The 12,702-nt window shown below is 60.6% G+C and carries 10 protein-coding genes; 4 read left to right on the top strand and 6 right to left on the bottom strand.

From position 1 onward, the window contains the following. Positions 1-306 precede the first annotated feature (306 nt). Positions 307-1,935 carry an alpha-D-glucose phosphate-specific phosphoglucomutase gene (locus GA830_RS10185; RefSeq protein WP_195164888.1) on the bottom strand — a complete coding sequence of 543 codons (1,629 nt, stop codon included), beginning with the start codon at positions 1,933-1,935 and terminating at the stop codon, positions 307-309. A 348-nt stretch (positions 1,936-2,283) separates the two neighbouring features. Between GA830_RS10185 and GA830_RS10180 the strand changes: the two genes are divergently transcribed. Then, positions 2,284-2,676, top strand: a complete 393-nt coding sequence (locus GA830_RS10180; protein WP_195161762.1) for a hypothetical protein — start codon at positions 2,284-2,286, stop codon at positions 2,674-2,676. Between the two features lie 366 nt (positions 2,677-3,042). On the opposite strand, the gene GA830_RS10175 is transcribed toward GA830_RS10180, so the two are convergent. The 3 genes from GA830_RS10175 to GA830_RS10165 all read right to left on the bottom strand — a co-directional run bounded on the left by GA830_RS10175 (position 3,043) and on the right by GA830_RS10165 (position 6,014). Next, entirely contained in the window at positions 3,043-3,849 is an 807-nt protein-coding gene (locus GA830_RS10175) for an ATP-binding cassette domain-containing protein (RefSeq protein WP_195161761.1), read from the bottom strand. Continuing rightward, entirely contained in the window at positions 3,825-4,907 is a 1,083-nt protein-coding gene (locus GA830_RS10170; RefSeq protein ID WP_195161760.1) for an ABC transporter permease, read from the bottom strand. The genes GA830_RS10175 and GA830_RS10170 overlap by 25 nt, the downstream gene beginning before the upstream one ends. 84 nt (positions 4,908-4,991) lie before the next feature. Beyond that, on the bottom strand, positions 4,992-6,014 hold the full coding sequence (locus tag GA830_RS10165; RefSeq protein WP_195164887.1) for a sugar ABC transporter substrate-binding protein: 1,023 nt from the start codon (positions 6,012-6,014) through the stop codon (positions 4,992-4,994). 280 nt (positions 6,015-6,294) lie between these two features. On the opposite strand from GA830_RS10165, the gene GA830_RS10160 reads away from it, so the two are divergent. The 3 genes from GA830_RS10160 (at position 6,295) to GA830_RS10150 (ending at position 9,776) form a co-directional block, all read left to right on the top strand. Beyond that, positions 6,295-7,440 carry an ROK family transcriptional regulator gene (locus GA830_RS10160; protein ID WP_195164886.1) on the top strand — a complete coding sequence of 382 codons (1,146 nt, stop codon included), beginning with the start codon at positions 6,295-6,297 and terminating at the stop codon, positions 7,438-7,440. Positions 7,441-7,478: 38 nt separating this feature from the next. Then, on the top strand, positions 7,479-8,402 hold the full coding sequence (locus tag GA830_RS10155) for a carbohydrate kinase family protein (protein ID WP_195161759.1): 924 nt from the start codon (positions 7,479-7,481) through the stop codon (positions 8,400-8,402). Between the two features lie 234 nt (positions 8,403-8,636). Then, the gene (locus tag GA830_RS10150; RefSeq protein WP_195161758.1) at positions 8,637-9,776 is read left to right on the top strand and encodes a DegT/DnrJ/EryC1/StrS family aminotransferase; all 1,140 of its coding nucleotides are present in this window, start codon (positions 8,637-8,639) and stop codon (positions 9,774-9,776) included. Between the two features lie 178 nt (positions 9,777-9,954). On the opposite strand, the gene cysQ is transcribed toward GA830_RS10150, so the two are convergent. Both cysQ and cysN read right to left on the bottom strand, forming a co-directional pair. Continuing rightward, a complete protein-coding gene (gene cysQ / locus GA830_RS10145) occupies positions 9,955-10,797 on the bottom strand; it encodes a 3'(2'),5'-bisphosphate nucleotidase CysQ (protein WP_195161757.1) in 843 nt (280 codons plus the stop codon). Beyond that, complete coding sequence (gene cysN / locus GA830_RS10140) at positions 10,760-12,700, bottom strand: sulfate adenylyltransferase subunit CysN (protein WP_195161756.1); 1,941 nt, start codon at positions 12,698-12,700, stop codon at positions 10,760-10,762. Before cysN ends, cysQ begins: the two co-directional genes overlap by 38 nt. Between the last annotated feature and the right edge of the window lie 2 nt (positions 12,701-12,702).

Here is a 12,702-nt window from a genome sequence, read left to right as displayed (position 1 = left end):
AATAGTATCGCCCTTTGCTTGCCAAGGCAGAACGAAAGAAAGTTGTGTCAGCAGGCGTCAGTACGGTCGATGATGCACGAATTGTGTAGGCAAACCTTCGCAAGCATCCTGAAGGATGCAATCTCTGCTTGCATTAGCAAAATTGCGGCCTCGCCCTTCCTCTTGCGCGGAAGGGTGATCGGAGGCGCGGTCACCGCCAAACGTAAGCGCTGTCTGTCGCCCCGTGTTTCGGCAGCGCACTGCCCTTGCCAAGCGATCCGTTCGGCTGGGGAAAAGTATTCGGCGGCGTGCGCTACCGTCGATTTGTCAGGTCACGACACTCGGTTTGTCGCGCCCGGTATGCTTCCTGATCCCCGCGACGGCCTCGGCAGCGGCAATCAGCCCTGATAGAGCGGCCTGGGTTTCCATGGTGTGATCGCCGTCGGCCGCTTCGTAGCGTTCAATATAGACGCGCAGCGTCGCCCCCGACGTGCCGGTACCGGACAGCCGAAACACCACGCGCGAACCGCCTTCAAACAGGATGCGCACGCCCTGATGCTCGCTGACCGAGCCATCAACCGGATCGTGATAGGCAAAGTCATCCGCTGAAACCACCGTCAGGCCGTTGATGCCGTGCCCCACCAGCGTTGGCAGTTTATCGCGCAGCTCTTTGATGAGCGTATTGGCACGGTCGGTTTCCACCGCCTCATAATCATGGCGCGCATAGTAGTTGCGGCCGTACTCTGACCAATGTCCGGTGACGATCTCGGCCACGCTCTGTTTGCGCACAGCCAGGATGTTCAGCCACAAAAGCACGGCCCAGAGACCGTCCTTCTCGCGAATATGGTCAGATCCGGTGCCGGCGCTTTCTTCCCCGCATATGGTGACCAGACCCGCATCGAGCAGGTTGCCGAAAAATTTCCAGCCGGTCGGCGTTTCATATAGTCCGACGCCAAGTTTTTCGGCAACCCTGTCGGCGGCGCAGCTGGTTGGCATGGAGCGGGCGATGCCTTTCAGTCCGTCTTTGTAGGCGGGGGCCAGATGCGCGTTGGCGGCGAGAAGGGCCAGCGAATCCGAAGGCGTGACAAAGATGCCGCGCCCGATGATCAGGTTTCGGTCGCCATCGCCATCCGATGCCGCGCCAAAATCAGGGGCATTCTCGCCCATCAAATCGTCATAGAGCTGTTTGGCGTACACCAGATTGGGATCTGGATGATGGCCGCCGAAATCTGGCAGCGGCACGAAATTGCGCGCGGTGCCTTCCGGTGCGCCAAGGCGGTTTTCCAAAATCTCCTTCGCGTAGGGACCGGTGACCGCATGCATGGCATCGAAGGCCATTCGAAATCCGCCCTTGAACAGGGTGCGGATCGCGTCGAAATCGAAAAGCGTTTCCATCATCTGCGCATAGTCAGCAACTGAATCGATCACCCGGACTTTCATCGCGCCAATGTCATGGGTGCCAATGGTGTCGATATCGATCTCCGGCGCGTCGGCGATCCTGTAGCTGTCGATGGTTTTGGTGCGGGCATAGATGGCGTCTGTGACGTTTTCAGGTGCCGGGCCGCCATTGCCAATATTGTATTTGATGCCGAAATCTTCCTTCGGGCCGCCGGGATTATGGCTGGCCGAGAGAATGATCCCTCCAAACGCCTTGTATTTGCGGATGATGTGCGAGGCAGCCGGCGTCGACAGAATGCCGCCCTGCCCGATGATAACGCTGCCAAACCCGTTGGCTGCCGCCATGCGGACCGCAATCTGGATGACCTCACGGTTGAAATAGCGGCCGTCGCCGCCGATCACCAGATCCTTGCCTTCAAAGCCTTCCAGACTGTCAAAGATCGACTGGATAAAGTTTTCCGCATAGTTCGGCTGCTGGAACACCGGCACTTTCTTGCGCAGGCCCGAGGTTCCCGGCTTCTGGTCGTCAAAAGGCTTGGTCGCGACGATGTTGATCATGAGGTGCTGGATTCCGATGATGAGCTGGCGATAAAGGGCAGCATAGCGCGCGGCGGGCTTTTCCCAAATGACATCCGCACGCATTGCCTCACCCTGCAACGGTTTTCCGCTCATCAGGGTTGCCAAAAATCGCAGCAGCGCGGCTTTGAAAGCATATTGGAAGCGCTCTGACGTGCCGAATTCTATATGCAACAGCGGTTTGTTACTAATAATTGAGTTAAATTTTAACTTTAGTTCTTACCGTTTGGATATTATATTACCGAGCATTGAGTGACTGCGACAATATGTCCCCTACATTGTGTTCTGCATCGAAAATTCCTTCGACGTTCTATTACCGAGGAGAAAATCATGGAGAACTTTGCAAAGAGAATTACTTCCCTTTTAGCCAGCGGCGCTCTCATCCTTGCGCTGGGCGTCCCTGCCTACTCCGAGGATCTCGGCGGCTTGGGTGGCGCTCTTGGCGGCATCAGCGTGGACAAAAGCAGCAATGGTCCCATCGGCGCGAGCGTTGGCATCGGGAGCGTCAAGGCCGATGTCGGCGCTGGCATCGGCACGTCCAAGGGCGCAGCCAGTCTCGGCGTTGACGCCTCAGTGGGCGGTTCCAAGGGCATCAATGCGACCAGCCGCACGTCGGTGCTTGACGGGAACAGCATCGCCGACACACAAACCACAGCCTCTGTTGGCGGAACGGGCGGCCCCTCAAAGCCAGTGCAGGCGCCACAGTCGGCGGCAACAGCCTAGCGAACATTGACGTTGATGTCGGTATTGGTGGCGGGACCAAGGGAGGCACTCCGGGCACAGGCATCAATGGAAAGCCCGGCACCAGCGCTCAGACCGGAACAGCCGGCAGCAAGAGCCAGACGGGTTATGCAAATCTGAGTGCGACCCAGAGCGGCAAGGTCTCCCTGATGAAGAAGCGGTGTTTGGATGTAATGGCAAACCCGACCGGCTATGATCGCGGCCTCGTGGAGCTATGCCTTGCTCTCAACCGTTAGGCGATATGGAAAATCGTGGGGCACATCGCTCCCCACTTAAAGGGCCAGCGCTTCTGCTGGCCCTTATTTCGCCGGGCGCTGCGGCGAACGGTCCGACCCGCTCCGGCGACCGTTACGCTGCAACCGCCTCCACCGGTGGCTCTTTGGCGCCGGTCATGTAAGCCACGGCATCCGACATCGAGTGCTGCTTCGGATCGATCACCGCCAGCCGCCGGCCAAGCCGGTGGATATGAATGCGGTCAGCAACCTCGAACACGTGCGGCATGTTGTGGGAGATCAGCACAATCGGCAGGCCGCGCTTTTTCACGTCGAGGATCAATTCCAGCACGCGGCGGGATTCCTTGACGCCAAGGGCCGCCGTCGGCTCATCCATGATAATGACTTTGGAGCCGAACGCGGCTGCGCGCGCCACCGCCACGCCCTGGCGCTGGCCACCGGATAGGGTTTCAACGGCCTGGCCAATGTTTTGAATTGTCATGAGGCCGAGTTCGGTCAGTTTTGCGCGTGCCTGCCGTTCCATCTCCGGCCTGTCGAGCATACGCAGCCACTGCCCCATGACGCCGGGACGGCGCAATTCGCGGCCGAGAAACATGTTGTCGGCAATCGACAGAGCCGGCGACAGAGCAAGGTTCTGGTAGACGGTTTCGATGCCGGCATCGCGGGCTTCCATCGGCGACCTGAAATTCACCGCTTTGCCCTCCAGGCGGATTTCGCCTTCGTCGGGATGGACTGCGCCGGAGATCGCCTTGATGAGGGTCGATTTGCCGGCGCCATTATCGCCGATGACCGCAAGTATCTCGCCCGGATAGAGGTCGAAGTCGGCGTGGTCGAGCGCCGTCACGCGGCCATAGCGTTTTACCAGCCCGCGGGCGGTGAGGATGGGTTCCAGCGGCTTCATCCTGCAACCTTTCTGATCCATTGGTCGACGGCCACGGCGATGATGATCAAAAGGCCTATCAGCAGATATGTCCATTGCGGGTCGGTGCCGGCAAGGCGCAGGCCCAACTGGAAGACACCGACGATCAACGCGCCAAACAGCATTCCGAGGATCGATCCCCGGCCGCCGAACAGCGAGATGCCGCCGATCACCACTGCGGTGATGGATTCAATGTTGGCAAACTGGCCAGCGGTGGGCGACACAGATCCGATGCGGCCGATCAGCGCCCAGCCCGCCAGCGCGCAGATGACACCTGCCAGAACGTAGACCGAGACCAGCGTGCGTTCGACGCGCACACCGGAAAGCTTTGCCGCCTCGGGGTCGTCACCGATGGCATAGACGTGGCGGCCCCAGGCCGTGTGATTGAGCACGTACCAGAGGAGCAGCACCAGCAGGATCAGGGCGATCACGCCATAGGTGAACACCGCATTGCCGACGCGGAAATTGTTGCCGAAAAACTGCAGGATGGGCGCGCTTTGCTCGATATCCTGCGCGCGGATGGTTTCATTGGACGAATAGAGAAAATTGGTTGCCAGCACGATCTGCCACATGCCGAGCGTGACGATGAAGGGCGGCAGCTTCATATAAGCGACCAGCGCACCGTTGACCCAGCCGCACAGCGCACCAACGCCAAATCCAAAGAGGATCGCGACCGAAGGCGGCAGCCCGTAGCGGAAGGTAAACTGTCCCATCACCACCGAGGAAAGCACCATGATGGCACCGACAGAAAGGTCGATGCCGGCCGTCATGATCACCAGGGTCTGGGCAGCACCGACGATGCCGACGATCGCGACCTGCTGAAGGATCAGTGTCAGCGAAAATGCCGAAAAGAACTTTCCACCGACCAGAAAGGCGAAGAAAAGGAGCGACGCGAGAAGCACAATCAGGGGCACGGCCGCAGGGTTGGAGTGCAGAAAGTGCTGCACCCGTTCAAGCGTCGAAATCTTGTGGCTGTCAAAAGTTGCGACTTCGGTGGCGCTGGCCGAGAGCGCCTTTTCAAACTCCTGCGGTCGCCGGTCTTGCGCCGTCGGTTCCATCATCTCAATCCTCCCCATGCCGGTCGCAGAGAGGGCGGTCCGGAGACCGCCCTCCACTGCCAAGTGTCACGCCGTCAGAGCGTCAAATCAACCCCAGCACTTATCCATGCCGGCCTTGATGTCGATCGAGTCCACGCCGGCGACAGGCTTGCCCGTCACCAGTGCCACGCCGGTGTCGTAAAACGCCTTGCCTTCGGTCGGCTTTGGCTTTTCACCGGTTTCGGCGAATGTCTTGATCGCCTCGATGCCGAGCGATGCCATCAACAGCGGGTATTGCTGCGAGGTAGCGCCGATCACGCCGGCCTCGACGTTCTTGACGCCCGGGCAACCGCCATCGACCGAGACAATCAGCACGTTCTTTTCCATGCCGACCGCCTTCAACGCCTCATACGCACCAGCGGCTGCCGGTTCGTTGATGGTGTGAACGACATTGATGCCGGGGTCTTTCTGCAGAAGGTTTTCCATGGCCTTGCGGCCGCCTTCCTCGTTGCCGTTGGTGACATCGTGGCCCACGATGCGCGCATCGTCTTCATCGCCGATCTTGGTGATGTCCTTGGTGTCGATGCCAAAGCCCTTCATGAAGCCCTGATCGCGCAGCACGTCGACGGTGGGCTGTGATGGCGTCAGGTCGAGGAAGGCAATCTTGGCATCCTTGGCAGCGTCGCCCAGGGTTGCTGCGGCCCATTTGCCGATCAGTTCGCCAGCCAGCAGGTTGTCGGTGGCAAAGGTCGCGTCGGCAGCGTCAGCCGGCTCAAGCGGTGTGTCGAGCGCGATGACCAGGATACCAGCGTCGCGCGCTTTTTGAACGGCGGGAACGATGCCCTTGGTATCCGAGGCGGTGATCAGGATGCCCTTGGCGCCATCGGCGATGCAGGTTTCGATTGCCGCGACCTGGCTTTCGCTGTCGCCATCGATCTTTCCGGCGAAGGTCTTGAGGGCGACGCCAATTTCAGCCGCCTTGGCGGTGGCGCCTTCTTTCATCTTGACGAAAAACGGATTCGTATCCGTCTTGGTGATCAGGCATGCGCCGACCTCGGCTGCCGAAGCGGGTGCAGCCAATGCCAGCAAAGCGGCGGTGGCCGCTCCGAAGACAGACGACTTCAAAAACATGTTCATTCTATATTCCTCCCAACAGAAACGCGTGGTGCCAGGCACCGGAAAAGCTGGCAGAACGCTGCCTTTCGGCTGCGGCCTCCAAGCGCACGAAACATCAAACAGAGGAGGCTGTCAATTAATAACTCACTCTTATTTATTATTGACACTGCCCCACCCTCACCGCATTGTCCGGCGGGCAAACAGCGAACGGAGGCGCCCGGTGGAAACCGGTTATCCAGCACGCGCCGCCGAACCGGGCGAAAGCCGGTTTCATCGCGGTACCAACCAGAGCGGCATGCGCGATGCCAATGAGCGCGTGGTGCTGTCACTGGTGCGCGATCATGGCAGCCTGGCCAAAACCGATATTGCGCGGCTGACCGGGCTGTCGGCCCAGACCGTCTCGGTCATCATGCGCGAGCTTGAAACCGAAGGGCTGTTTGTCCGGCAGGAGCCGGTGCGCGGCAAGATCGGCCAACCCTCCATCCCGATGGCGCTCAATCCTGATGGCGCATATTTTCTCGGCCTGAAGATCGGGCGGCGCAGCGCCGATCTGGTGCTGATCGATTTTCTGGGCACCGTGCGCCACTCGGAGCAGATGTCTTACCGCTATCCCACCCCTTACGACACGGTCGATTTCGTTTCCAAAGGGCTCAAACGTATCCGCGCGCAGCTGACGCCTGAGCAGGACAGGAGAATTGCCGGGCTTGGCATCGCCATTCCGTTCGAGCTGTGGAACTGGTCCGACACCGCCGGCGCGCCGCGCCCGGTGATGGACGAATGGCGCCACCGCGATATCCGCTTCGAGATACAGGCGCAGTGCAGCTTTCCGGTCTATCTGCAAAACGATGCCACCTCGGCCTGCGGTGCGGAGCTGGTGTTCGGGCAAACGCGGGGGCTTCGAAATTTCATTTATTTCTACATCGGCGCTTTTGCCGGCGGCGGCATTGTTTTGAATGGCGGCCTCTACGCCGGCTCGTCGGGAAATGCCGGCGCGCTGGGCTCGATGCCAGTTCCCGGACCCGACGGGCGTCCCACGCAACTCATCGATATTGCGTCCATCGCCATACTCGAACAGGCGCTGATCGCAGAAGGCAGGGATGCCTCGCATCTGTGGACGTCTCCCGAGGACTGGGGGGTGCTTGGCGCGGCGCTCGACCGCTGGATCGATGCAGCATCCAGCGCACTGGCTTATGGGATCATCGCCGCCTCTTCCGTCATCGACTTCGAAGCCGCCATCATTGATGGCTGGATGCCGGCGACCGTGCGCAATCGTCTGGTCGCGGCTACCGCGCTTGCCATCAGCGCGATCGATGTCGAGGGGCTTGGCGTGCCGGAAGTGCGCGAAGGCACCGTTGGCATTCACGCGCGCGCGCTCGGTGCGGCCAGCCTGCCGCTTTCCGAGCGCTTCCTGATTGGCGCCAATACCGTGTCTGGCGGATGACGCGACCCGTCAGTTCATCCTCTTTCGAAAGATAGAAAATGATCCTGTGTTGTGGTGAAGCGCTGATTGATATGTTGCCGCGGGAGAGCACCGGCGGTGAGCCGGCATTCGCGCCCTATCCCGGCGGCGCCCTGTTCAACACGGCCATTGCGCTCGGACGGCTTGGTGTTCCAACCGGCTTTTTCTCCGGTATCTCGTCCGACCTGTTTGGCCAGCAGCTGATCGAGGCCATGGCGGCTAGCAATGTCAGCGGGGAATATGCCGCGATTTCAGACCGGCCAACGACGCTCGCCTTCGTGCGGCTGACCAATGGCCATGCCAGCTACGCATTCTATGACGAGAACACAGCCGGGCGCATGCTTGATCTTGGCGACCTGCCCAGCCTTGCGCCTGACGTGCAAGCGCTTCTTTTCGGCGCGATCAGCCTCATTCCAGAACCCTGTGGCTCAGCCTTCGAGACGCTGATGAAACGCGAGCACCAAACCCGCGTGACCATGCTCGACCCCAACATTCGCCCCGGCTTTATCCGTGACAAGCAGAAGCATCTCGACCGGATGCGGCGCATGGTGGCGATGTCGGATATCGTCAAGATTTCAGACGAGGACCTGTCGTGGTTCGCCGAGCCCGGAAGCCATGCCGATGTGATTGCGCGCTGGCTGGAAAACGGTCCAAAGCTCATCTTCATGACCAATGGCAACCGGGGTGCGACGGCTTATACACAGCACCATTGCGTGACCGTCGATGCCGTTCCGGTGACCGTGGTAGACACGGTTGGGGCGGGCGACACGTTCAATGCCGGCGTGCTTGCCTCGCTCCAGCAAAACGGCGTGCTGGACAAGCCGTCCCTCGCCAGCGTTTCGGAAACGGTTCTTCGCGATGCGCTTGCGCTCGGCGTCAGGGCCGCCGCCGTGACCGTGTCGCGGGCCGGCGCCAACCCACCATGGCGCGACGATTTGCGGTAGCTGGCCGGCAACGCCCTTGAGCCGGATCACTTTATGTTTCGCTACGACCTCAGGCTCTCCGCGCTCAAGCCATATAAATGCCTGTGAGCGGCGCATTTGCGCTGTTTTTCCAAGATAGCCCTCAGCGCGTCGGTAACAGGCGAGAAACGGTGCGAATGGTCGTCGTTTGCGTCAATGCTTTCGACACCGCATTCGGTCTGGTATGCGAGGCAAACGAGTTTTCAGGATTTTTGCATGCAGTTTATCGATCTTGCCTCCCAGCGCGCCCGCCTTGGCGACCGGCTGACCACGGCCATCAACCGCGTTGTTGAAGGCGGCAAATATATTTTGGGGCCCGAAGTGACTGAGTTCGAGCAGAAGCTCGCCGCCTATGCCGGTGTCAAGCATGTGGTCGCCTGCGCCAATGGCACCGATGCGCTGCTGCTGCCGCTCTATGCCGCTGGCATCGGTCCGGGCGATGCGGTGTTCGTGCCAAGCTTCACCTTTGCCGCGACAGCCGAAGTGGTGGCGCTGGCCAAGGCCGAGCCGGTGTTCGTCGACGTGGATGCCGACACCTACAATATCGACATCGCCAGCCTCGAGGCGGCGATTGAGATGGTGAAGAGGGAAGGCCGGCTCAATCCGCGCGCCATCATTCCGGTCGATCTGTTCGGGCTTGCCGCCGATTACGGCGCCATCGACGCGATAGCGAAGCGCGAAGGAATGATGGTCATCTCGGATGCGGCCCAGTCGATGGGGGGCTCAGCCGGCACAAAAATGTGCGGTGCGTTCGGCGATGTCGCCGGCACATCGTTCTACCCGGCCAAGCCGCTCGGTTGCTATGGCGATGGCGGCGCGATGTTCACCAATGATGGCGACCTTGCCGAACGCCTTCGTTCGTTTGCCTTTCACGGCAAGGGCGAGACGCAATACGACAATGTCCATGTCGGCCTCAACTCACGCCTCGACACCATTCAGGCGGCGATCCTGATCGAAAAGCTGTCTATCCTCGAAGACGAGATGGTGGCCCGCCAGGCTGTTGCGCAACGCTACAATGAAGGCCTTGGCGATATTGCCAAGGTGCCGGTCGTTGCCGAGGGCAGCCGTTCGGCCTGGGCTCAGTACGCCATCGAAACCACTCACCGCGATGCGCTGATGGCGCATCTGCGGTCAAAGGAAATCCCGTCCGTCATCTATTACGTAAAACCGCTCCACGCGCAGGTCGCCTACCGCGATTTCCCGCGCACGCCGACCGGTCTGGCTGTGTCGGAAACCCTGCCCAAGCACATTCTGTGCCTGCCTATGCACCCCTATCTCAGCACCAGCGATCAGGACCGGATCATCGACACGATACGCGGCTTTCTACAAAGCCAGGCCGCCCAGGCGGCTGAATAACCGCGCGCTGGTTCCTCGCCCCCGCAACGCGGGGGAGAGGTGCGGAGCGCTGCGAGGCGGAGAGGGGGTTGCTTCTCTCCGGTCAATGCACCGTAATTTTTAGGTCTTTCCCATCTCCGACCCGCTTCGCGGGCCACCTCTCCCCACTTTCGTGGGGCGAGGAACACCGCCGTGCGATTCAGCCCGTCACCGCTTCCACGACAAGCCCGCGTGAAATGAACGCCGGGTTGGCGAAATCCTTTTCCCCGGCGTGACCGCGCTTGCCGTAGGTCAGCGGCTTTCCATCGACCGTTTGCGTGGAGCCGCCGGCAGCGCGCAGCACGGCGTCGCCGGCTGCCGTGTCCCACTCCATGGTCGGGCCAAACCGCGGATAGAGATCAGCTTCGGCCGCCGCGATCAGGCAGAATTTCAGCGAGGAGCCGACAGAGACAATCTCGGCGTTCTTGTGGCCCAGGATAAAGTCGTCCGTCTCTGGTGTGCGGTGTGAGCGGCTGGCCACAATGGTGAGCGGCTCAAAGCCCTTGCGCGCCGCAATGCGCCGACGCGAGACCACCGCAAACCCGTCATCCAGCATCACCAGTTCGGCCAGACCGGGCCGGCCAAGATAGAGCTTCCCGCTTATCGGCGCGAACACCGCGCCCACCACCGGCACGCCATTGCGCACCAGCGCGATGTTGACGGTGAAATCAGAATTGCGGTTGACGAATTCCTTCGTCCCGTCGAGCGGGTCAATGAGAATAAAGGTATCGCCAATGTCGGTCGGGCAAATGCCCGCAGCACTTTCCTCTTCGGCCACGCAGGGAATATGTGGCAAATGCTGGCGCAGACCAGCGAGGATGATCACTTCACTGTCGCGGTCCGCAGCGGTGACCGGCGACAGGTCCTGTTTGTGGTCGACGGCGCAGCCGGTATGGAAAACATCCAGCACCACCTTGCCTGCCGCGATTGCCAGTTCCTCAAACAGCGCAAGGATGGCGCTGTCGTCAGATGCCGCCGCCGCTATCGTAGTGCTGGTTTTCATAATCGCGCTCACGCAGCCATTCTTCCAGAACCTCTACCATTTCCTCAGGCGTCTTGCCGAGGGTTTTGAGGCGAATTTCCGGAGTGTCCGGCGCTTCATACGGAGAGTCCAGCCCGGTAAAGTTTCTGATCGCGCCGGACAGCGCTTTTGCATAGAGGCCCTTGGGGTCGCGGCGGGCACATTCGTCGAACGGCGTATCGACAAACACCTCCACAAACGACCCCTCGCCCATCAGGTCGCGGGCCATCTGGCGCTCGGTGCGGAAGGGCGAGATAAAGGACACCAGCACCACCAGCCCGGCATCGGCCATCAGCTTTGCCACTTCCGCAACGCGGCGAATATTTTCCACCCGGTCGGCATCCGAAAAACCCAGATCGCGATTCAGCCCGTGGCGTACATTGTCGCCATCAAGCAGATAGGTGTGCTGGCCACTGGCATGGAGCTTGCGCTCCAAAAGATTGGCGATGGTCGATTTGCCAGAGCCGGAAAGCCCGGTGAACCACAGGACTTTCGGCGTCTGCTGCTTGGCCAGCGCGCGCGCCTTGGCGTCTACGTCGAGCGACTGCCAGTGAATGTTGTCGCCGCGCTTGAGCGGATTGACGATCATCCCGGCACCCACCGTCGCGTTGGTCATGCGGTCGATCAGCACGAAGGCACCGGTGGTGCGGTTATCGGCAAAAACGTCGAAGGCAATCGGCGCCAGCAGTGCCAGCTCAACCACGCCGACCTCGTTCATGGCCAGCGTTTTTGCCGTTTCCTGTGAAAAATCGTTTACATTCAGCCGGTGCTGCAGCGCCGTTACCGTGGCGCTGGTCTGGTCGGTCTCGGTGCGCAGAATATAGGAACGGCCCGGCATCAGTTCCGCCTCGTCGAACCAGACGAGTTTGGCCGCGAAACGGTCGGTCACATGCGGGCGAGCCTCGGGTGCCACCAGCATGTTGCCGCGCGACACTTCCACTTCGTCGTCCAGCACCAGCGTCACCGCCTGACCTTCGACCGCGCTCTCAAGATCGCCACCGGAGGCGACGATGCGGGAGACCGTGGAGGATTTACCGGATTTCGCAACCACCACGGTATCGCCTCTGGTCACGACGCCAGAAGCTACGGTGCCGGCAAAGCCGCGGAAATCGAGGTTCGGCCGGTTCACGTACTGTACCGGAAAGCGGAACGGCTTTTTGGCCGAAGCGGGCTCAACCGAGACGGTCTCCAGATGCTCCAGCAGCGTCGGGCCCTGATACCAGGGCGTATGCACTGAGCGGGTGGTGACATTGTCGCCAAAGCGGGCCGACATGGGTATCGGCTCGATGGTCTCAAAACCCAGATCGGCAGCAAAGGCGCGATATTCTGCCGTGATCGTCTCAAACACTGCGCGGTCATGGCCGACAAGGTCGAACTTGTTCACCGCCAGCGCGATGTGGCGGATGCCCAGAAGCGAGGCGATGATCGAATGCCGGCGCGTCTGGCGCAAAATGCCCTGGCGTGCATCGACCAGCACGATGGCCAGATCCGCTGTCGAAGCGCCGGTTGCCATGTTGCGCGTGTATTGCTCGTGGCCGGGCGTGTCGGCGACGATGAATTTGCGCTGCGGCGTGGCAAAGAACCGATAGGCGACATCGATGGTGATGCCCTGCTCACGCTCGGCCTCCAGCCCATCGACCAGCAGCGCGAAATCGATGTTTTCGCCATCGGTGCCGTGCTTGAGCGAATCCTTCTCCAATGCCGCCAGTTGGTCGTCGAAGATCAGCTTGGTGTCATAGAGAAGCCGGCCGATCAGCGTCGACTTGCCGTCATCAACCGAGCCGCAGGTGAGAAAGCGCAGCAGCGATTTTTTCTCCTGGGCAGCGAGGTAGTCGCTGATTCCGGTGGCCTCGGTACTGTCTTTCAAAGCAAGCGCCTGGTGCATGG

Origin of the sequence: Mesorhizobium sp. NBSH29 (assembly GCF_015500055.1) — a bacterium.
GTDB lineage: Bacteria > Pseudomonadota > Alphaproteobacteria > Rhizobiales > Rhizobiaceae > Neomesorhizobium.
Note: the sequence above shows the minus strand (reverse complement) of the source record. Positions and strands in the feature narration are given on the sequence as shown.

Excerpts from the sequence above, each read along its gene's own strand:
- GA830_RS10175 (WP_195161761.1), bottom strand. The coding sequence starts at position 3,849 with ATGGATCAGAAAGGTTGCAGGATGAAGCCGCTGGAACCCATCCTCACC.
- cysN (WP_195161756.1), bottom strand. The coding sequence starts at position 12,700 with ATGCACCAGGCGCTTGCTTTGAAAGACAGTACCGAGGCCACCGGAATC.
- GA830_RS10165 (WP_195164887.1), bottom strand. The coding sequence starts at position 6,014 with ATGTTTTTGAAGTCGTCTGTCTTCGGAGCGGCCACCGCCGCTTTGCTG.
- GA830_RS10180 (WP_195161762.1), top strand. The coding sequence starts at position 2,284 with ATGGAGAACTTTGCAAAGAGAATTACTTCCCTTTTAGCCAGCGGCGCT.
- GA830_RS10185 (WP_195164888.1), bottom strand. The coding sequence starts at position 1,935 with ATGATCAACATCGTCGCGACCAAGCCTTTTGACGACCAGAAGCCGGGA.
- GA830_RS10170 (WP_195161760.1), bottom strand. The coding sequence starts at position 4,907 with ATGATGGAACCGACGGCGCAAGACCGGCGACCGCAGGAGTTTGAAAAG.
- GA830_RS10155 (WP_195161759.1), top strand. The coding sequence starts at position 7,479 with ATGATCCTGTGTTGTGGTGAAGCGCTGATTGATATGTTGCCGCGGGAG.
- GA830_RS10150 (WP_195161758.1), top strand. The coding sequence starts at position 8,637 with ATGCAGTTTATCGATCTTGCCTCCCAGCGCGCCCGCCTTGGCGACCGG.
- GA830_RS10160 (WP_195164886.1), top strand. The coding sequence starts at position 6,295 with ATGCGCGATGCCAATGAGCGCGTGGTGCTGTCACTGGTGCGCGATCAT.
- cysQ (WP_195161757.1), bottom strand. The coding sequence starts at position 10,797 with ATGAAAACCAGCACTACGATAGCGGCGGCGGCATCTGACGACAGCGCC.